This is a genomic window from Dolichospermum sp. UHCC 0315A (assembly GCF_008121535.1).
GTDB lineage: Bacteria > Cyanobacteriota > Cyanobacteriia > Cyanobacteriales > Nostocaceae > Dolichospermum > Dolichospermum lemmermannii.
Genome location: NZ_CP043056.1, coordinates 1405348 through 1424106 on the forward strand (window position 1 = coordinate 1405348; position 18759 = coordinate 1424106).

The 18759-nt window shown below is 37.1% G+C and carries 24 protein-coding genes; 8 read left to right on the plus strand and 16 right to left on the minus strand.

Features of this window, described 5'->3' with window-relative positions:
- Positions 1 to 49: 49 nt before the first annotated feature.
- The 6 genes from BMF77_RS06520 to BMF77_RS06545 form a co-directional block, all read right to left on the minus strand.
- On the minus strand, positions 50 to 1051 hold the full coding sequence (locus tag BMF77_RS06520; RefSeq protein WP_148761567.1) for a serine protease: 1002 nt from the start codon (positions 1049 to 1051) through the stop codon (positions 50 to 52).
- Between the two features lie 142 nt (positions 1052 to 1193).
- On the minus strand, positions 1194 to 1730 hold the full coding sequence (locus tag BMF77_RS06525) for a COP23 domain-containing protein (RefSeq protein ID WP_148761569.1): 537 nt from the start codon (positions 1728 to 1730) through the stop codon (positions 1194 to 1196).
- A 117-nt stretch (positions 1731 to 1847) separates the two neighbouring features.
- The gene (locus tag BMF77_RS06530; protein ID WP_148761571.1) at positions 1848 to 2573 is read right to left on the minus strand and encodes a S1C family serine protease; all 726 of its coding nucleotides are present in this window, start codon (positions 2571 to 2573) and stop codon (positions 1848 to 1850) included.
- A 576-nt stretch (positions 2574 to 3149) separates the two neighbouring features.
- Complete coding sequence (locus tag BMF77_RS06535; RefSeq protein WP_148761573.1) at positions 3150 to 4877, minus strand: succinate dehydrogenase/fumarate reductase flavoprotein subunit; 1728 nt, start codon at positions 4875 to 4877, stop codon at positions 3150 to 3152.
- A 71-nt stretch (positions 4878 to 4948) separates the two neighbouring features.
- On the minus strand, positions 4949 to 5266 hold the full coding sequence (locus BMF77_RS06540) for a hypothetical protein (RefSeq protein ID WP_015080932.1): 318 nt from the start codon (positions 5264 to 5266) through the stop codon (positions 4949 to 4951).
- Positions 5267 to 5584: 318 nt separating this feature from the next.
- On the minus strand, positions 5585 to 5860 hold the full coding sequence (locus tag BMF77_RS06545) for a LuxR C-terminal-related transcriptional regulator (protein WP_148761575.1): 276 nt from the start codon (positions 5858 to 5860) through the stop codon (positions 5585 to 5587).
- A 305-nt stretch (positions 5861 to 6165) separates the two neighbouring features.
- On the opposite strand from BMF77_RS06545, the gene BMF77_RS06550 reads away from it, so the two are divergent.
- From BMF77_RS06550 to BMF77_RS06560, 3 genes are all read left to right on the plus strand, one after another.
- Positions 6166 to 7143 carry a carbohydrate kinase gene (locus tag BMF77_RS06550; RefSeq protein ID WP_148761577.1) on the plus strand — a complete coding sequence of 326 codons (978 nt, stop codon included), beginning with the start codon at positions 6166 to 6168 and terminating at the stop codon, positions 7141 to 7143.
- A gap of 254 nt (positions 7144 to 7397) precedes the next feature.
- Positions 7398 to 7547 carry a nicotinate phosphoribosyltransferase gene (locus BMF77_RS06555; protein ID WP_148761579.1) on the plus strand — a complete coding sequence of 50 codons (150 nt, stop codon included), beginning with the start codon at positions 7398 to 7400 and terminating at the stop codon, positions 7545 to 7547.
- A gap of 443 nt (positions 7548 to 7990) precedes the next feature.
- Positions 7991 to 8689 (plus strand): hypothetical protein, encoded by a 699-nt coding sequence (locus tag BMF77_RS06560; RefSeq protein ID WP_148761582.1) that lies wholly within the window; start codon positions 7991 to 7993, stop codon positions 8687 to 8689.
- 66 nt (positions 8690 to 8755) lie between these two features.
- Here BMF77_RS06560 and BMF77_RS06565 read toward each other — a convergent pair whose 3' ends face one another.
- Positions 8756 to 9436: a tetratricopeptide repeat protein gene (locus tag BMF77_RS06565; protein WP_148761584.1), complete on the minus strand. Its 681-nt coding sequence runs from the start codon at positions 9434 to 9436 to the stop codon at positions 8756 to 8758.
- A 258-nt stretch (positions 9437 to 9694) separates the two neighbouring features.
- Here BMF77_RS06565 and BMF77_RS06570 point away from each other — a divergent pair, with 258 nt between their 5' ends.
- Both BMF77_RS06570 and BMF77_RS06575 read left to right on the plus strand, forming a co-directional pair.
- Positions 9695 to 10021, plus strand: a complete 327-nt coding sequence (locus tag BMF77_RS06570; protein WP_027402424.1) for a YbjQ family protein — start codon at positions 9695 to 9697, stop codon at positions 10019 to 10021.
- Between the two features lie 236 nt (positions 10022 to 10257).
- On the plus strand, positions 10258 to 10896 hold the full coding sequence (locus tag BMF77_RS06575; RefSeq protein ID WP_148761586.1) for a hypothetical protein: 639 nt from the start codon (positions 10258 to 10260) through the stop codon (positions 10894 to 10896).
- Here the strand turns inward: BMF77_RS06575 and BMF77_RS06580 are convergent.
- The 9 genes from BMF77_RS06580 to BMF77_RS06620 form a co-directional block, all read right to left on the minus strand.
- Positions 10877 to 11491: a carbonic anhydrase gene (locus BMF77_RS06580; protein ID WP_148761587.1), complete on the minus strand. Its 615-nt coding sequence runs from the start codon at positions 11489 to 11491 to the stop codon at positions 10877 to 10879. The two genes, BMF77_RS06575 and BMF77_RS06580, sit on opposite strands and share 20 nt — an antisense overlap.
- Positions 11492 to 11497: 6 nt before the next feature.
- Positions 11498 to 13186 carry a SulP family inorganic anion transporter gene (locus BMF77_RS06585; protein WP_148761589.1) on the minus strand — a complete coding sequence of 563 codons (1689 nt, stop codon included), beginning with the start codon at positions 13184 to 13186 and terminating at the stop codon, positions 11498 to 11500.
- Positions 13187 to 13428: 242 nt separating this feature from the next.
- Entirely contained in the window at positions 13429 to 13689 is a 261-nt protein-coding gene (locus tag BMF77_RS06590) for a hypothetical protein (protein WP_015080923.1), read from the minus strand.
- 135 nt (positions 13690 to 13824) lie between these two features.
- A complete protein-coding gene (locus BMF77_RS06595) occupies positions 13825 to 14472 on the minus strand; it encodes a Uma2 family endonuclease (RefSeq protein WP_148761591.1) in 648 nt (215 codons plus the stop codon).
- A gap of 51 nt (positions 14473 to 14523) precedes the next feature.
- A complete protein-coding gene (locus BMF77_RS06600) occupies positions 14524 to 14925 on the minus strand; it encodes a type II toxin-antitoxin system PemK/MazF family toxin (RefSeq protein WP_148761593.1) in 402 nt (133 codons plus the stop codon).
- Entirely contained in the window at positions 14910 to 15191 is a 282-nt protein-coding gene (locus BMF77_RS06605; protein WP_148761595.1) for a hypothetical protein, read from the minus strand. The genes BMF77_RS06600 and BMF77_RS06605 overlap by 16 nt, the downstream gene beginning before the upstream one ends.
- 11 nt (positions 15192 to 15202) lie before the next feature.
- Complete coding sequence (locus BMF77_RS06610) at positions 15203 to 16009, minus strand: hypothetical protein (RefSeq protein WP_148761597.1); 807 nt, start codon at positions 16007 to 16009, stop codon at positions 15203 to 15205.
- A 40-nt stretch (positions 16010 to 16049) separates the two neighbouring features.
- Positions 16050 to 16448, minus strand: a complete 399-nt coding sequence (locus BMF77_RS06615; protein ID WP_168204411.1) for a hypothetical protein — start codon at positions 16446 to 16448, stop codon at positions 16050 to 16052.
- 96 nt (positions 16449 to 16544) lie between these two features.
- On the minus strand, positions 16545 to 17537 hold the full coding sequence (locus tag BMF77_RS06620) for a serine/threonine-protein kinase (RefSeq protein ID WP_148761601.1): 993 nt from the start codon (positions 17535 to 17537) through the stop codon (positions 16545 to 16547).
- Between the two features lie 9 nt (positions 17538 to 17546).
- Here BMF77_RS06620 and BMF77_RS26565 point away from each other — a divergent pair, with 9 nt between their 5' ends.
- From BMF77_RS26565 to BMF77_RS27700, 3 genes are read left to right on the plus strand one after another with little or no spacing between them, the layout of a single operon-like run.
- Complete coding sequence (locus BMF77_RS26565; RefSeq protein WP_168204412.1) at positions 17547 to 17711, plus strand: hypothetical protein; 165 nt, start codon at positions 17547 to 17549, stop codon at positions 17709 to 17711.
- On the plus strand, positions 17692 to 18009 hold the full coding sequence (locus BMF77_RS06625) for a flavoredoxin (protein ID WP_148761603.1): 318 nt from the start codon (positions 17692 to 17694) through the stop codon (positions 18007 to 18009). Before BMF77_RS26565 ends, BMF77_RS06625 begins: the two co-directional genes overlap by 20 nt.
- An 18-nt stretch (positions 18010 to 18027) precedes the next feature.
- On the plus strand, positions 18028 to 18558 hold the full coding sequence (locus BMF77_RS27700; protein WP_246863078.1) for a hypothetical protein: 531 nt from the start codon (positions 18028 to 18030) through the stop codon (positions 18556 to 18558).
- The last annotated feature ends 201 nt before the right edge of the window (positions 18559 to 18759 follow it).

An 18759-nucleotide genomic window follows, 5' to 3' on the forward strand; every position in this document is an offset into this window, starting at 1 on the left:
TTTCACGGTTTTTACAAAACTAAACATATATCGATTTTATTGGGCCGACTTACTTATCCGGTGCGACTATTTCTAACTTATCTTTTAATTTTTTTTCATCACGATTCCAGATAACATGATCCGCAGTCAACACATAATAAATATTACCTTTCTGGGCAATAATTACCCCGGAACCCATATCTGTGGGGTTAGCATTAGGAATTAAAACCGTAATTTCTTGGGCAATTTTATCAATATCATTAATCAAACCTTTTTTCGCTATCAAAGCAGAATCATCAATCTTTTTAGGCGATTTAGCAATAACTTCATTGACTACTTTAGCGACACTATAAATCGGTAAACCCCAACTATATTGACGCATTTGCTGACGTTCGGCTGTACTGGGTTTACTATTGTCAATATAAGTATATATTTTATCAGAAATAGGATAAGCATGAACGGCATTAATACCAATAACTTCACCTTGATAATTTAATATAGGTCCGCCACTCATTCCTGGTTGAACTTTATTGCTGTAACCTATGCGATAACCTCTTTGAAAACTTTTATCTGGTAACAGAGAAATTTGTCCTTCGGTGAAAACTAATTGAGCATTATCACTCACAAATCCAGCCGCGACAATTTTTTGTTCTACTGCTATAGGTGCGGAAATTCCTAAAGTAGCGATGGTATATTCTACTGTTGATTGAAACTGGAATAAAGCCACATCTTGATTTTTTAAAGATGCTGGTTTTTCTTTAATCACATTAGCAGGATAGATTTTTCCATCAGGTGTTTGAATGCGATAAGATGCACCTGGATTCATCACATGATCATTAGTTAAAATAGTGTAATTATTACCATTTTTAGCAATTAAAGTTCCTGAAGCACTGCCATTTTTAGTTAATATTTTCACCGTGATTGATTTAGCTAAAGCTTGTAATTGTGCTGAGGTTAATAGTTTTTTTGTAGGTTCTTGTGCGGTAACTGGTTGAGGAGAAATCAATAACAATTGCTGAGGAATAGTTAATAAAGCAGTTGTGCAAATGAGGGTAAAAAATAGGTGTTTCATGATCTTTTTTTGTTTGAGTAAATTAGGAGATGAATATAAGTAGGTTGGGTTGAGGAACGAAACCCAACACTTCTTGATAACTTCTTTAAGTAGGTTGGGTTTCACTTCGTTCTACCCAACCTACAATTTTTGAGAATCTTCTTTATTGCATCTTATTCGCTGGTGGTGTATTGAGGAATTGGCGAATATCAATGTAAAATTTAAATTTATCTTCTCCAGAACTTTGTGCAATAGGTACTGTCGTAGCACTGCCAAACCAGAGTTTGTTTAACTGTTTGAGAACATCCCTAGACTTGTCCTGAGGTCGCAATGTAAATAATACAGTATCACAACCACCATCAATTGAACTCACAGAACAAATTACTTTGCTCCCATTTTGAACACCATTGGTAACGTAATTAAGACTGCCGTTATTAAAAGCTGTTTGGAAGTTATCAGAAACTTTTTGACAACGTTGTTGTGGTTTAACTCCTCCTAAAACAGATGTCCAAGTCACCATTGCTTTTTGGAAATTTGGTGTCCAAAGAAAAGTGGTAGGAACAGACTTTCCATTTTCGGAGTAACGACTTGTAGAACAGATAAAGCGAATTTGATTATTAGCGTCTTCTTGAGCAAAAACAGGAGTAGATGCTAATGTGGTGGTTAAGAACAGTGTGGTTAATAATGTTAATTTCATCATTTCTTAAATCTCCTAATTTGGGAAAGGGACATTTAATTTCTGTGGGGTGGGCATCCTGCCTGTCCAGATAGACAAACTAGCTAGAAGCCTATACAAATCTCAATTCTCAACAGACTATTAGCGCCGTAAACGGGAAATATTTCCCTGACGAATTGCCGTTAAGAAAGGTTGTATTTTATTTACCAGGATGGCAATACTAATACTACTATTGCTGCCATTTCTATCAAGTTGAATAGCAGTATTTACGCCAATAACTTGGGCTTGGGAATTGAGAAGTGGACCACCAGAATTACCGGGATTAATTCTAGCATCATGTTTAATTATACCATCTTGCTCGTCAAGATTGCTCAAAACACCGGCAGTAAAATTATTTAGATTGCCATAGCCAAAGGGACTACCAATAGCATATACAGACTGTCCCACTTGGGCTGATTTTGCTAAAGATAATGTGGGTAAATTCTTCTGGTTACGAATTTTAATGGCTGCTAAATCTACTCCATTTTTAGCAAAGCCAATCACGTTAGCAGGAAGCCGTTTCCCGTCTTCTAAAACTACAGTAACGGTTGCGGGTGCATCTTGCAAAACGTGAGCATTGGTAATAATTAACCCGTCAGAACTAACAATAAAGCCACTGCCGCTTGATTTACCTGTGTTGATATAAACTACGGCTGGACTGGCTTTTTGATTCACTCGAATGCGCGTTTGTTCTTCCGAGTTTTGGGCTATGACAGGGTTGGAATGATGATTTGGTTGGGGAAATGCCAAGCCATTTGGTGATGCTAGAGCCTGTATGGATAAAACAGCAAGCCCTGTAACTGCTATCAGATATGGTTTTCTGTTCATTGGTGAACTTGGTATAGACTAAGGTAGCTATGACATTGTATTTACAAGATTATCCAGGATAAATGACAAAATTCAACTGTCGTTACCATTTTTGTAACAGCCTCTTTGATGGTGATTGAGGATTGATTATAACAAAACCCTTGCGGGACAAGGGTTATGAACAATTATCTCTATATTTTCAATGAAATGCCCACACAATAAGAGGTTGTTTGAAAAGTATTAGATGAAACCAACAATCTCCGAAACCTAACCCCCCTTCCCCCATTCCCTACAAGGGAATGGGGGTTTCAAAGCCTCTCCCCGCGTCGGGGAGAGGTTTGGAGAGGGGTTTATTGATACATTAAAAACTTTTCAAACATCCTCTAAGTCCGCCATTGATTTTGAACCAGGTTTTCCATAAAAAGAACCGAATAACCGCATATTTTAGAAAATTAAATATTACATCGGTTTCCGCTCTTATGAGGTACAAAGTTGAATCATGAAACTCTTGTAGTGCGGGCATACTTCGACAAGCTCAGTACAAGTCTTGCCCGCTGGATATGTACCTCATAACACCGGAAAGTGCTGTATCTTCAATTAATATTTTCGCTCTTTTGGTGCAAACATTGTGATTGTCACGGGACGATATTGAATATCAATTCCTGTGGGTGAATAATAAGCCATTGTGTGTTGTAAGAACTTATTATCATCTCTTTCGGCAAAGTCTTCTCTAAAGTGTGCGCCGCGACTTTCTTGACGGTTGAGGGCGGAAGTTAAAATGGTTTGTCCAACTACCATTAAACTTTGCAATTCTAAGGCTTCAACTAATTCTGTATTCCAGCTTTTTCCTTTGTCATCTAAATATATTTGTGAATATTTTTGTTGTAATTGGGCGATTTTTTCCAATCCCTGACGCATGACTTCGTCGGTGCGGAAAACGCCACAATTTTCAGTCATATTATCTTGAAAAGCTTGACGGATTTGATTAATTCTGTACTGTCCTGGTTGGTCTATTAAGAGTTGTATTTGTTGTTTGGCTTCGTTGATGTAGCGTGTTTCATCTATGGATGGTAATTGCCGATTTTGGACATAATTAGCGATCGCTGCTCCAGTCCTTTTACCATAAACTACACATTCTAATAAGGAGTTACTACCGAGACGATTTGCACCGTGAACAGACACACAAGCAGTTTCCCCAGCCGCAAAAAAGCCTTCGACAAAACTATCATTATTACTTCTAACTTGTCCGTCAGTGTTGACAGGAATACCACCCATACAATAATGATTGGTAGGACGCACGGGCATCGGTTGAGTTACAGCATCTACACCAAGCAAACGATGGGCTTCTTCCCAACAGAAGGGAACACGACTCATAATTTTTTCCTTACCTAGATGGCGTAAATCCAGATAGACAAAGGGACCACCCGCGCTACCATCAGTATTTACACCACGACCAGCCCGGATTTCATAGGTAATTGCCCGTGAGGTAATATCACGAGGGGCTAATTCCATGCGACTGGGGGCGTAATTAGCCATAAAGCGATCGCCATCGGCATTAATCAAATATGCCCCTTCACCGCGCACAGCCTCGGAAATCAGCACACCCACAGGATACAAACCGGTAGGATGAAACTGGACAAATTCCATATCTGCCAAAGGCAAACCAGCCAAAGCGGTCATCGCCAAACCGTCACCAGTGGAAGCATAATCATTGGAAGTCGTGTTATAAACGCGACCATAGCCCCCGGTGGCAAACATCACAGCCTTTGCTCGTAATACCTCAATATGTCCATCCAAGAGGTGAAACATCACCACACCCTTAGCCTGACCATCCTCCAAAATCAGGCGCATTACATACCATTCTTCGTAAATTTGCACACCATAACGGCGCAAATTATTCACCAACTCATGTAAAATTGCATGACCGGTTTTATCAGCCGCGTAACAAGTGCGGTTGTGAGAATGACCACCAAAAGCCCGTTGAGCAATGCGACCATCAGGTAAACGAGAAAATAACACCCCCAGATGTTCTAAATCAATCACCACATCTGGGGCTTCTTGGGTCAAAATTGCGACTGCATCTTGATCTGCTAAATAATCAGAACCCTTAACAGTATCAAAAGCGTGAGCTTCCCAAGAATCTTGATCATCAACATTCTTTAAAGATGCGGCCATACCGCCCTGAGCAGCCACAGAATGAGAGCGAATCGGGTGAGTTTTGGCAACTACCGCTACCTTTAAACTAGGGTCAGTCCTGGCGATTTCCAGCGCAGCCCGACATCCAGCTAAACCGCCACCAACAATAATTACATCATGTTCGAGCATTATTAACCACCAATTATAAAAAAATTCCCCGTCTACAAGACAGGGTAATAGAGAAATTGATAAAATTCCTTTTAGCTAGTTGCTTGGACTGGGTTTTGTTGGGGAATATTATTTGAGATTGATTCTGTCTTTGTTTTTGGCTCTACAGCATTGAGTTCAATATTATTTAATAAAGTCGTCACAAAGGCAAAAAGTAAAAAAGGTAGAGATAAGAGAACAACAAGACCTACTGTAGCTAAAGCGTATACTGGTCGTTTTGCACCCATCAGTGCTAAAGCCGAAGCCAAGCTAATGGTAATCGTAATTAACCAAATAATAATTTGACCGTAAATATCACCAAAAGTTAAGGTACAGACAAAGCGATAGTTTTGAATATTATTTTTGTTCATTTTAAAACTGGCCTCAATTTTGTCCTCTAGCTTCTACCTTAAATCTATGTTTGCCTCAAAAACAATTTCTCAATATTTTTCCAAGGTTTGTAATATTACTTTACAAAAAACTAATTTTTCAGTCACATCTTCTGCAAAATTGTCAATCTGTATATTTGATCATATTTGCAGGATAATTGATTTACGCCTCTAAATACCTGTGTTTTTATCCGACTTTTTAAAGATGCAGAGTAGTACACAACAGCGTAAATCAACCACCCATCCTCTCAATCAGCAATCTACAAAATAGCAAAAAAGCTAGATTAATTAGCTGCTTGATTAAGACATACTTTCATCATTCCTCAGCAAAAGCGAACAGCAATTAACATCATTTAAACAGACTTTACCCCATTCTAAAGCCCAACGCACCAAAGCCACACGGTTATCAGTTTTTGTCTTGGTGAGAATATTACTGATGTGGTTATCAACTGTCCGTTTACTAATTTCCAGTTTGACCGCAATTTCTTGGTTAGTTAAGCCTGTGGCCACTAAGTCGATGATTTGCAGTTCTCTGTCTGACAGACTAACACGGGTCCCAGGCTCACTAGTAGCCATGACTTACTATTTCTCCCTTGGTATATGTACTCAAATCTTATTCCTCATTCTAGAAGATTCTTTCCGAGGTAGATAGTTTTAAATGTTACTAATAATACTAATATCAAGATTTTCTTTTAATTTTAGGTTTGTAGTCACAGATGCTACAAATCAAGGGTATTCATTTTAACTTTACACGTAATTTATCTGCGTTTATCTGCGTTTATCTGCGTTAAATAATTCTGGAAACCTGATGATCTGGAGCTTCATTTTCAATTAGTGTCAAACTAAATTTAGATCATGCCCCATCTAAAATCAAAAATGCAATGAGTAATCCCTCTATTTTATGTCTTGGTGAAGTCTTGTTTGATTGTTTAGCTGATCAATTGGGACTTGAGTTAGATGCAGTGAAATCATGGACTCCCTACCCCGGAGGAGCGCCTGCTAATGTGGCTTGTGCTTTGGTGAAGTTGGGGACATCAGCCGGATTTATTGGTGCTGTGGGTGAGGATGAAGCAGGGAATACACTGATAAAATTATTAGAAGATGTTGGTGTAGATACAATGGGTGTACAACGTCATTCTACAGCACCAACTAGACAAGTATACGTGGTTAGGGATTTGGGGGGCGATCGCACTTTTGCAGGTTTTGGTAAATATGATACTTCCGAATTTGCTGATACCCGTCTAGAATCTGCAAAATTGCCACCTGCGCTTTTTAATGAAGCTGATTTTTTGGTAGTGGGAACTTTAGAACTAGCCTATCCTGACAGTGAAAAAGCTGTTTTGCGGGCTTTAGACTTAGCAGAACAATATGACCTAAAAATTATTCTCGATGTCAATTGGCGACCAGTATTTTGGCAAGATGAAAATACAGCTAAGAGCAAAATTCTGGCATTATTAAAGCGATTTGATTTTCTCAAACTAACCAAAGAGGAAGCGCATTGGCTATTTGATACCACTGATCCAGGAGCAATTACTTATAGACTCAATTCCTTGGAAGGGGTTTTGGTCACAGATGGTGAAAATGGTTGTGCCTATTGTTTAGGGGAAAATGAAGGTAAAATCCCGGCGTTTTCCATGTCTGTAGTGGATACCACTGGTGCAGGAGATAGTTTCTTGGCTGGGTTTATTCATCAATTACAACAAGTTGGGATTCACAGCCTTAAAGACGGAGATACAGCAAACAGGATTGTCACCTATGCCAGTGCTGTGGGAGCATTAACTACTATTAAACCAGGTGCGATCGCATCCCAACCCACTGCTGCGGAAGTTGAGGCTTTTCTTGCTTCCCATAGACTTTAAATATTAGCACATTCAACGGGAATATCAGTTACAATCACAATCGGCTGATATTCCTGGGTAGAAAACAGATAAAAATTATGTCATTATAAAACGCCGAAAAAGTTACATCAATTTCGATTATGAAGTATTGCAAAGTTATCTAAAAAAAGATTGTCTTTAATATAAATATATAAAGAATATGAGTAAATAGATAATAACAGCATTAGAATGCAGATATCGCCAATTAAAAGACTGAAAAAAAAGGGCTTAATATTATGGCTATCTCCAAAATGTTTGCTAATATGGCTCAGTTTGTTTCTGAAGCCTTTATGCGGATTTTTACCCCGGCTAATGATGCCTATCCTGTGATTGGGGTACAACCTTTTACAGGTAAAATATATAAAAAAGGTAAAGCAGTTTGGTAAGTATTGACTTGAGAAAAGTCATACCATTTCTTTGGGGGGCTGGGTTGAATTTTTTGATCTTTTCTGTCTCTGTGTCCTCTCTAGTTTGTTTATTTTTTACAGGATTATCCGGTAAGCTTCAGCCCTGAGAGTGTCAAATTACGTCAGTCCTGGTATTGACATCGTTGTTGTGTATACCCTATTATGTGGGAAGATAAATTTTCGCTTTCACAGGATTTACGCAAAATAGAACGAAAGTAGGTGTAATTCATGAATTACACCTGCTGGGAATAGAGCTTTTAGACCTATCTTGCGTAAATCCTAATTTCAGGGTTAATTACACAACCGCTAGTAACGATGAAAAATTCAACAACAGCTACAAATAAACAGGGCTTACGTCTCACCCCCCCAATGTATTATTTAAGACTTACTTAGGAGTAGCCACAGTAACGGCAACTACTTTAGTGTCCTTGGGGGTACTGCTTCCTAGCTCGGCTCAAGCCATTAGTTTTGTTACTAGTCGTAATGCATTAGGCGCTAATGACTATTATGACTGGGGAACATTGGGTTCTTCGTTCACAACTGTTAACAATCCTTCCACTGTCACTTCCAATCTTGGTAATAATGCAACCATAAGTCAGGCGGGTGGGAGTTTCCTGATTCTCCAAGAAGGGAACTCCGCGTCTGGGAATTTCGCTCCAGGGGATAATCTTCTCTGGAGTCGGGGTGCTAATGGACCAATTACCATTGCTTTTGCTAATCCTGTCTTTGGGGCGGGAGCGCAGATTCAGGCAATTTATTATGGGAGTTTTACCGCGAATTTGACGGCCTATGATGTCAGTAATAATAGTTTGGGTACTTTTAATTTACCCGGATTATCTAACGAGAACGCCGACAACTCAGCCATCTTCATTGGTGTTAAGGATAGCACTGCCAGCATCGCTAAATTGACCTTTAGTGTTCCCGTTGCTGCCACTCCTGAGAATTTTGCCATAAATGGGGTTTCTGGGGTTTCTGTGGCTGCTGTTCCCTGGGAGACAGACGCTCTTCCTGTAGTTGGTAGTACGATCCTTTTTGGGTTAGGACTGTGGTCAAAACGGAAATTTGAGAAAAATAAATATTCCCAAGGTTTTAAAAAGGAACTGGCAAATAACGAGTTCTAGATTTGGTGAATAAAAAGATCCCCGACTTCTTCAAGAAGTCGGGGATCTGAATCCTATGAGGTGCTTTTAACCGCCTATTTCTTGCAGCATTGTTTGTATTCTGGTAGCGCCTTCTGTGTCATTTCCCCGCTGATATAAATCTAATGCTTTCCTGAGAACTTTATTTGCTTGTGGAGTTTGCCGTTTTTGTTTGAACATAGAACCAATTAACTCATAGGTGCGGGGATTATTTTTATCTAAATTAACTGCTTGTTCATAAGCCCACATAGCTGCTTGATAATCACCTAAGCTAGTTTGAGCAACTCCTAATCCTAAATAGGCGTTGACATTATTGCGATTTAACTGGATAGCCCGACGGTAAGCTTCTTTTGCACCTTTGTTATCTCTCGTACTGCTTTTAAGATAACCCACAGCATAGTAAAAATCACTATTATTAGGATTAATGGCAATAGCTCGACGATAAGCATCTAAGGCTGAGGTAAAATTGCCTTGTTGAGTATATAAGTAGCCAATACCAGCATGAATTCTCTCATTTTTGGGATCTAATTTTGCTGCTTGTTGATAAACAGCGATCGCTCCATTATAATCTTTAGAATCTACCAGTCTTTTCCCCTCATCTATCAAGTTTTTTAACTCTGGATTATTCGCCTGTGTCACTAAGACATCAGCTTTCGCTACTACAGGTGTACTAATAAATAAACATCCTAATAATAAAGTAGTTAACAGAAGTGATGTTTTTTTGTACATAGTAAATTTTCCTAAATTCTCTTAAACCGTTTTTATTCCTACATTAAAACAAAAATATTAATCTTTGTAATCTGTATTTATTCACATTTATACAATATTAATAATTTCTTAAATCACTTGATACCTTCGGAATTATAGCAATAAATTAATACTTTCGCCAATCGGTACTGATAAATTACACAAAATTACAGGTATAATGAAGTATGAACGGATATTTCTCCCTAAATTTGGCCATAATTACCCATTTTACCTAAATTTATGCTTTTAACTACTACTGATGTTATTCAAGGTGCTGTAATTCAATCATACTTAGGTATTGTCACAGCCGAAGTTGTTTATGGTAGCAACTTCCTGCGGGATTTTTTAGCGAGTATTCGAGATATTGTCGGTGGACGCACTGGCAGCTATGAGCGTCTCTTTGAAGAAGGACAACGGAAAGCAATGGAAGAATTAGAACAAAGGGCGCAACGTTTAGGCGCAGATGCGGTTGTCGGTATTGCCGTTGATACAGGCACAATTAATGTTGATCAATCTGGTGTTTTATTAGTCATTACAGCCACAGGAACAGCCGTAAAAATTCGTTAATATTTTCCTGATTTTGTAATTTTCAAACAATTACTCATTCAGCCAATTTATAACTAAAGAAATAGCAAATAACTCTTGCTATTGATAGAGATTGAGAATTATAATTAGCGATTTAATTTTAAACATGGGGATAAAAAAGACGTAAGCAGAAAAGAATTCAAAACCAGGGATTTTTTTCTGTAAAAATATCCAATCTGTGAGTAACTTTGCTGTAATAGCAAGAGAGAAAAATAGCTATGGCATACATAAATCGGGTAGGCGAGGAAATTAATTCTTCCGAGTCTTTGTTAGCTGGTAGAGTAACTGAATATCGGGACAGAGTGCGCTGGGGTCCAATAGTTTCCGGTGTGTTAGTGGCTTTAGCAACTCAATTAGTCTTGAGTTCATTTTTTAGCGCCCTTGGTGCGGGGAGAATTGCTGATTCTTTAAACCCAAGAACAATTGCTCCTACTATTATTAGTAATGTCGGAATTTGGTCAACAATTGCTTTATTACTATCTCTATTTATCGGTGCTTGGATAACGACTCGTGCTTGTGGACCAATGCACAGAGATACAGCCATACTCAACGGGGCAATTCTCTGGGCAACAACTCTAGCACTTAGCTCTTTTCTCTTAGCAAATGGAGTCTGGGGGGCTTTTGGTGTAGTGGCTTATAATACAGCACAAGTTATTAATCAACTACAGCAACAAGGAAATGTTATAGCACCGAATGTACCGATATTAACTGCTGAACAAACTCGTGATGTTGCTGCTGCAACTTCGAGAACTTTGTGGTTTTATGTTTTTGGTTCTTTATTAGGTTTACTTACTGCTTTAGTAGGAGCAGTTGCCGGCGCACGTACCACCTCTAGAACTAATAATTACAATTCTTGATTGAACAATTATTGTAACTGTTCACAGGATTAAAGATGTTCCATTTTTCAAGTTTTGGGAAAATTTGTTGGAATTCTCCTTGATTGAGAGTTGCAAAATACATTTCAATTTCAATATCAGAATAGCGACTGCGAATTGATGAATACGCTTGATTTAAATAATCTGTATGTACTTGCAACTCTCGTTCTGGATCTTTACTTAAATTAGGATCAATCATCATTGCATAAGCCCCACAATCTTGATGATCAATAATAATAACTTTGTTGATATGATGGAGTTTATAGGAGATATCTAACTGATCCCAAAATGCTTCAGCATCAGATGGGTGGGGGAATCCTGTTAAAGCTAATGAAGCACCTGCTAAAGCTGTTAAATCATATTTATCTGTGAGATTTTTATTCCTTAAAAAAGACTGTTCTGCTGTTAAAAACCGAAAGTCAATACAACTGAGAACTAACGCTTTTGTTTGATGAACTTCGGCGTTAGCTGATTGCGCTGATTGCAGGACAGTAAAGGCTATTACTCCCGGAAGGAAAGATTTCAGAAAATGACGACGACTAGAACAACAAAGACACTGATTGATATTTTTATTCATATTTGATTAGTCATTTAATTCCATCAATTCTTTTGATTTTAAATCAGTTGCGCCCGGTTGCAAACATCCGACAATCTGGGGAGAAATAGAACAAATAGCATCTGTGGTTGTTTCAAAACAATTTGATAAACCAATAGTTTCTAATAATCCTGAACGTTCTAGCAGTTGTTTAACTTCCGGTTGTAAACCTGTGAGAATTAAACGGCAATTATGGCGTTCTAAGTCGTGGTAAATATCCTCTAACGCTACTAACCCAGTGGTATCCATATTTGGCACAAACCGCAACCGCAGAATTAAGTATTTTACCTCTGGTTCATCTCGAATAAAGGTAGCAAATCTCTCCGCAGCCCCAAAAAATACCGGACCATCTACTCGATAAACAGCAATTTCCTTCCCTAATTCTAGCGAAGTTCCGGGGGGGAATACTTCGGTTTCGGGAATCTTCACTAAACTCAAATCACTCATGCGTTTGATGAACAAAGCGCCGGCAGCAATTAATCCTACCTCGACAGCGAGAACTAAGTCAAACAAGATTGTTACCAACCAAGTCAGAATCATCACCGCAAAGTCAGAATAGGTAGCCCGCATTAATAAACCAATGGCTTCCCATTCAATCATTCGCACACTAACTACCATCAGGATTCCCGCTAATGCCGCTAGGGGAATCTGTGCCGCTAGGGGTGCTAAAGTTAGCACAATCATGGCTAATGCAGCACCGTGAATTACTCCAGATAGTCGGGTTTTTCCACCAGAACGGACATTAACAGCAGTTCGCGCAATTGCCCCTGTGGCAGGAATACCAGCAAAAAATGGGACAATGATATTTGCTAACCCTTGACCAATTAATTCGCGATCACTATTATGTTTCTCACTGACCGTCATACCGTCAGCCACAACCGCTGATAATAAAGATTCAATACTTCCCAATGCTGCCAAAGCCAAAGCTGGATTAATTAGTTCTCGAATTACACTAAAATCATTCCAATGGGGAATCCCTTGGGGCATGGGTAAAGATTGGGGAATCGCGCCAATTGTGGGAATATTCAGATGGAAATAAGTAGCTATTCCCGTAGCTAACACCAACCCCACCAAAGAACTGGGTATGGTATTATTAATTTTTGGCCACAAAACTGTAGTTACAATTACCACAATTGCCAGTCCCACTGCTGACCAATTTAAAGCTTCTACATGAGTTAAACTTTGCCAAACTCCCGGCAAAAAATGTTCACTTCGGGGTAGTTTTAAACCAAAGAAATTATTTAATTGACCACAAAAAATAATGACAGCAATCCCATTAGTAAAACCTGCTGTCACTGGGTAGGGAATAAACTTCACTAGCTGTCCAAGTTTGGCCACACCCAAAGCAATTTGGATAATACCAGCCATTACTCCAGCAATCCAAACTTTCTCAATCCCGTATTTAGCAACAATTCCCACCAAAACCACGGCCATTGCCCCCGTTGGTCCGGTAATCTGGACTGGAGAACCGCCAAAAATGGCCGCCACAATTCCCGCAACAATAGCAGTATAGAGTCCCGCTTTTGGTTCGACTCCACTGGCTACAGCAAAAGCTAAAGCCAAAGGTAATGCTACTACTGCTGCTGTTAATCCTCCCGTCAAATCGCCACGGAAACTACTCAACCAAGGACCTAGACGCGAAAGCTTTGATTCTTGCAGGGTATCAGAGATTGCCATATTGTTATTTCAACTCTTATACAAAATTAGTTGATACACGCAGTAATAGTTATTTACTTGTTAGTAAGGTTTAATTTTGCTCTCTAAAACATCGCTGTCTACCAAACACGCGATTTCTTATGGTATTTATTACAAGATGGTTCTTCCTTATCGAAACCATTATAGCAAATTTTAAATCAATTGTCAACCCCCAATACTTTATATTGGCGTTGAACAGTGAAAAGATTACTGCAAGACACAACTTACCACTTCAAAAACGCTTCCTCAATCCCTTTCTCTCTTCTAATTTTGGCATCAATCTCAAACCAGGTAATAATTTGCTTTGTCGTCAATTCCTCAATAGAAACATCATATTCCTGAGCAATGTGTTGTAAAATCCGCAAAGAGGAAATTGTCAATCTACTTAAAAACTTTTCAGGAGAAGATAACAAAGCCGCGTCAACTTGAGCGGATTCTTCTGAAGATAAAAATTGAGTTGATGATTGATTAGGTGAGATATCCATAAAAATTCAAAATTCTGTTTAATTGCCTTTATACCATTAAATCATATTATTGTAACATCTGAGCAATAAAAGCCCAGCAATAAGTAACTCAACCTTAAAAAACATAATACCCAGATCCCCGACTTCTTAATTTAATCAGGAAATTTGTGTTTTTAACCAACTCCGAAAATTCTTAATCATTGACATTTCACCCACTTGTAAACTAGAAGCTAAAAACTGAGGGATTTCTGTATTTAAAGGTAAATTCGCAAAGGTTGGTGAACCATTGCCAGGAATATATTTATCCTCAGATAAACTATAAATTTGCATCACAGGTTCATCATAACGCCAAACTTCAGGAACACCTAAAGCTAAATAAATCGGTAATTTATCAATAGAAGAACTAGCATAATCAACTTCTATGACTAAATCAGGTGGAGGATCTTGAGTTAAATCTAAACTGGTTTTATTTCTCATAATTGGTTCATTTTGAATATAGAAACTAGAATCAGGTTCTACACCTCTAGCTAAATCTTCTCTTTTACAAGTTAATGAACCAGTGCTTTTGACATTGAGATTTAACTCTTCAACTAAAACAATAATTAGATTTTGTAACAAACGGTTATTATGTTCATGGGGCATTAATGGAGTCATAATTTCTAATATTCCCTGATTATAAGTAAACCTATTATGACGATCATCACCTGTTTCTAATAAAATCCTTTCAAAAGTATTCCAAGAAATATTATGGAGGATGACGCTATTGGTGTGAGTGTTGCTGTAATTAGGTATTAGAGTTACCATAAAAATTCACCTCGCAGTTTTAATTATTCTATTATATCATTATCATCAATTTCAATATTTTGGTTTTTTGCTTCTTTCCCAAGCTTTTGATGCTGGAGGAGGTGATGATGGCTTTTCTATAATTTCAATAATTGTAGTAATAACTTGATGAAGTTTATCATCTTTGAGTTTTCCAATGTACCGAATTACGTTACTTTTATCAACCGTCGCAATAATATTAGGGCGAATATAACAAGGACTTAAATTTAATTTACCAACTCTAAAATCTTGATCTTCTAGTTTAATTTCATAATCTCGTCCTGGTTTACTGGTAATAGGACAAATTATAATGTTGTTATTGTCCGATTCAGTTATAACTAAAGCTGGTCGTTTTTTTGTGGTAGATGTATCAGAAAAAGGAAAAGGAACAGATATCACATCACCTTTAATTAAATGTTCTATAGATCCTTCCATGCTTCGTCTTCCTCTGGATTAAGCCAAACTTTATTTAATGATGATTCACTCATTTCTAAAAATTCTTTAACCAATATTTTATCATCATCTGTATCAACAGCTTGTAAATTTTTAACTACTTCTAATGGCAGTCCAGTTAGTTTGACGATAAAATCTAAATCAATACTTTCTCGTAACATATTTACAGCAACTTGGGTTAAGCCTTGCTGTAAACCTTTTTCCCATGCTTCCTGTAATGTTTGCGCTGGAATTGATAGGTTGTTCATATTTTTTATATTTATGTAGTTAGATTTTTTGACTCCGATTCTATTGTACCACAGTCTTTATCACAGACAATTTCAATTCTTTCAATTTCTTGGATGAGGATATCTTTAATTTTATCATAATCAAAATTATCATCCAGTTGAAACTTTGTTTTACATAAAAATAGTAGTTCATCTATTTGGAATTCTCGCTTTGCAAAACATTTCGTTAGCAATCGTAAAATTTGACTATCTTCCTGATCATGAAATATTGTAACCCCACCTTTGTCGTACACATAATCATAACTCAATGCCTTTAGAATCCTAACTTCTTTACAGCACCATGTTGTAATGCGAGAAATCGCTGTTGGAGGAATTACACCAATATAACAACAGTTACCCATTTCTTGAAGGCTATCTTTCAAGTAACCCTGATAGGATTCTAAATTTTCTTTAAAATACTTTGTGCGTTCTTCTAGTGTTTCTCCTATTTTACAAGGCAGGTTTGACCGTGCTAAAAAGTCTTCATCTGGGTAGAGATTATCTTGTTTTAAGGAATCAATATCTATTTCAATTAAAGCTACTTTCGAGCTTAGTGTAGTAAATTCAATTGGTGGTTCTATCAATTGTGAGGAAAACTGTTTACTCAAAGCAGCATAGTATTGATCAAAAGCATAGTATTGTGAATAAGCATTACTTAAATAAACAGAGTCGTTCCTTGACTCATAATCATTTGACTCAGGCATAGACCAATTGCTTTTTTTGGTTTCTCTGGGAGGTAAAACTCCTTGACTCCGAATTCTCTCAACATTTTCAAAACTTGTACCGTGGTAAAGTAACATTAGCCTACTCCTGGAAAAATTATCTCATTATTTTATAATATCAAGATAATCGTGTGAATACTGGGAATATTTGATAAATTAACCAGCCTAAAAATAAGCCTAACCAGGATGTACAAAGTAAAATTAAAAATTTATGCCATTGGCTGAAATATTTTTCTATTTCTTTAATACAAGTAAAGATAAAAAGAATATTCAAAAACCAAAACATAATAAAAGCCACAAGTGCTATCCAACTGTATTTTACACCCCACATCTGAGCGAAAATAAGAGTCTCCATCGGAACTACTACCAAAGTCCACAATATTACCCAAACAAGAGTCCAACGATAATAAACCGTCCAAATCACAGCCCAACAAAAAGACATCCAGGACAATAATAAAAACAAATCTTTACCAGCAGGTGCTAATAGCAATCCCATTATTAAATAATATAAACTCATGACTAAGTAAGTCGGCCCAATAAAATCGATATATGTTTAGTTTTGTAAAAACCGTGAAACACCCTATTTATAAGGTATTCGTTAATTTATATTTCGTTACATAGATTGATTTTTTAACGCCGACCTACTTACTAACCAAAACCAAGGAATATTATTAATTTTTTTATTTTGTTGTTGAGAATTATTAGTACCTACAATAACAGGAAATGTTTTATCAGTCCTAATTGTTTGATGTTGAGTTTTCTGACTAACCTGATAAACCTGATTACTAAAATCAGGCAATAACTTTAACCATTCTCTCATAGACTGCGGACGATATTCCGCTTCTAAATTCATACCTTTAAGTATTGCCCGATTCAAACTATCACTAATACCAACAACATATTTATTAGGAGAAATTAACGGTTTATTATACAATTTTCTATCCAGCGAACTTTCAGGACGTTTACCTGTAACTGCATAATATAAAGAAGCAGCAAGAGTATAAACATCAATCGTTACTTGTCTATTACCTCCCATTTGTTCATAGGGTGCAAAGGCAATATTAGCGGGATGATGAGAAGTAAAATATCCATCTTGGGGCATTATTTCCCCAGCAATACCAAAGTCAATTAAAACAGCTTTACCATTTTTTTGTACCATAATATTACCAGGGTGTGCATCCCGATGAACTAAACCCTGATGATGAACAAAAATTAAAGCTTCTCCAATTTGTTTGATATATTCTACCGCTTCTAATTCTGGTAATGCTCCCTGTTTTTGGACTAAATTAAATAAACTTTCACCCGGTACAAAGTCCATTACTAAACAATATGTTTTACAATCCTCAAATAATTCTGTTATACGGACAATATTCGGGTGTGGTTGTTGAGAAAGTTGTGCTAATTTGCGTCCTTCTTGAATAAATCTTTTTACATAATTGGGATATTCAGAATCATTTTTTAGGATTTCATTCGGCGTTTTTATAACTACCCACTGCTTTAAAAGTGTATGTTGTGCTTGATACGTAATTCCAAAACCACCTTCTCCCAGGACTTTTTCTATAACATATCTCCCACCCTGTAATTTATACCCTTTTTGCCAAACCATAGTTTACAGATGCCCAAAAATAGTTATGTACATTTTGGCACAGTCGGGTATGATTTGGGTAAATATGCTAATTTTTCGATTCTCCCGCAATATCTTGAATTAACAATTGCTGGTAAAGTAATTATTGCGTATATGATGATTAAACTTAAACCCTGTGGAAAAAATACCAGATGAAGTCTTAGTAGTGAGAGGAGGCCGCAACCGTCCAGAAGATATCCAAATACGGTTAGGTACTCATCCCAGTGGAATAACAGGAATTTCTGTACAATGTGAGGTAGGATTATCAATAGAGGAATTAGTAAAAGTAATTCCTCATGGGCAAATAGGTGTTACAACAGTGGGAGAAGTTCGCAAAGCAGGAGGTGATGTAATTAGAACTTCTGGTAGGGGTTATCATGCAACACTAACTGGTTTAACTCCAGAACAAATTAGTAATCTCTTCACACCCACAATTTCTAAACCAAAGCCATAATATTTATATAGATTACCTATGAACACACCAGCTAATTCTTTCAACTCTGATGATAAGAATAAACAACAAAATTTGAGTAATAGATTGAGAGTTTTTGCAGACTTTAATAATGCTGATGAAGAAGGTCGGTTGCGTTTAAATTGTATTGGCACAATTGAAGATTTATCACGTCAAAAAGTTGAATTACAAGATGGTCAAACACTGACCTTTTATAGCGAAGATTTAGAAGTGGAGGGAATGATTAAACATTCTACAGAAGAGAATATTTGGGTTGCAGTTATTGATTGGGATAATATTAGACAAGTGGAAGATTTACCTAAATTAATGGATGTACCTAAATGGATAGAAAAATTGCGTGCAGGTAATCCCAGAAGAAGATCAAAAAGAAGAAGAACAGTAACAGGAATAGTAGAAAAACCTAAAAAAACGCAAAATACTACTGTGGAAGCAGCTAAGGGTTTAAAAGCATTAAGAGAAATATTTAAAGAGGGAATTATCACAGAAGAAGAATATCAAAGTAAACGTCAATCTCTAGTTAATAAACTTTAGATAAATTGTGTCGGTAATTTTTCGCTGAAATATCCATAAAATCCAAAAATTCACACCCTTTCAATTCCTAAACTGTAGGGGTTTAACACCGCAAAACCCCAATCAATTAATTGTCAAATCATCTATTTTCATCCCACAGCCACAACAAAAATAACAGACTTCCTTATCTGCGTCTATCCGCGTTTATCTGCGTTCAATTAC

Bases quoted from the DNA above. Each gene is read 5' to 3' on its own strand.
- BMF77_RS06520 (WP_148761567.1), bottom strand. From the start codon at position 1,051: ATGAAACACCTATTTTTTACCCTCATTTGCACAACTGCTTTATTAACT.
- BMF77_RS06525 (WP_148761569.1), bottom strand. From the start codon at position 1,730: ATGATGAAATTAACATTATTAACCACACTGTTCTTAACCACCACATTA.
- BMF77_RS06530 (WP_148761571.1), bottom strand. From the start codon at position 2,573: ATGAACAGAAAACCATATCTGATAGCAGTTACAGGGCTTGCTGTTTTA.
- BMF77_RS06535 (WP_148761573.1), bottom strand. From the start codon at position 4,877: ATGCTCGAACATGATGTAATTATTGTTGGTGGCGGTTTAGCTGGATGT.
- BMF77_RS06540 (WP_015080932.1), bottom strand. From the start codon at position 5,266: ATGAACAAAAATAATATTCAAAACTATCGCTTTGTCTGTACCTTAACT.
- BMF77_RS06545 (WP_148761575.1), bottom strand. From the start codon at position 5,860: ATGGCTACTAGTGAGCCTGGGACCCGTGTTAGTCTGTCAGACAGAGAA.
- BMF77_RS06550 (WP_148761577.1), top strand. From the start codon at position 6,166: ATGAGTAATCCCTCTATTTTATGTCTTGGTGAAGTCTTGTTTGATTGT.
- BMF77_RS06555 (WP_148761579.1), top strand. From the start codon at position 7,398: ATGGCTATCTCCAAAATGTTTGCTAATATGGCTCAGTTTGTTTCTGAA.
- BMF77_RS06565 (WP_148761584.1), bottom strand. From the start codon at position 9,436: ATGTACAAAAAAACATCACTTCTGTTAACTACTTTATTATTAGGATGT.
- BMF77_RS06570 (WP_027402424.1), top strand. From the start codon at position 9,695: ATGCTTTTAACTACTACTGATGTTATTCAAGGTGCTGTAATTCAATCA.
- BMF77_RS06575 (WP_148761586.1), top strand. From the start codon at position 10,258: ATGGCATACATAAATCGGGTAGGCGAGGAAATTAATTCTTCCGAGTCT.
- BMF77_RS06580 (WP_148761587.1), bottom strand. From the start codon at position 11,491: ATGAATAAAAATATCAATCAGTGTCTTTGTTGTTCTAGTCGTCGTCAT.
- BMF77_RS06585 (WP_148761589.1), bottom strand. From the start codon at position 13,186: ATGGCAATCTCTGATACCCTGCAAGAATCAAAGCTTTCGCGTCTAGGT.
- BMF77_RS06590 (WP_015080923.1), bottom strand. From the start codon at position 13,689: ATGGATATCTCACCTAATCAATCATCAACTCAATTTTTATCTTCAGAA.
- BMF77_RS06595 (WP_148761591.1), bottom strand. From the start codon at position 14,472: ATGGTAACTCTAATACCTAATTACAGCAACACTCACACCAATAGCGTC.
- BMF77_RS06600 (WP_148761593.1), bottom strand. From the start codon at position 14,925: ATGGAAGGATCTATAGAACATTTAATTAAAGGTGATGTGATATCTGTT.
- BMF77_RS06605 (WP_148761595.1), bottom strand. From the start codon at position 15,191: ATGAACAACCTATCAATTCCAGCGCAAACATTACAGGAAGCATGGGAA.
- BMF77_RS06610 (WP_148761597.1), bottom strand. From the start codon at position 16,009: ATGTTACTTTACCACGGTACAAGTTTTGAAAATGTTGAGAGAATTCGG.
- BMF77_RS06615 (WP_168204411.1), bottom strand. From the start codon at position 16,448: ATGAGTTTATATTATTTAATAATGGGATTGCTATTAGCACCTGCTGGT.
- BMF77_RS06620 (WP_148761601.1), bottom strand. From the start codon at position 17,537: ATGGTTTGGCAAAAAGGGTATAAATTACAGGGTGGGAGATATGTTATA.
- BMF77_RS26565 (WP_168204412.1), top strand. From the start codon at position 17,547: ATGCCCAAAAATAGTTATGTACATTTTGGCACAGTCGGGTATGATTTG.
- BMF77_RS27700 (WP_246863078.1), top strand. From the start codon at position 18,028: ATGAACACACCAGCTAATTCTTTCAACTCTGATGATAAGAATAAACAA.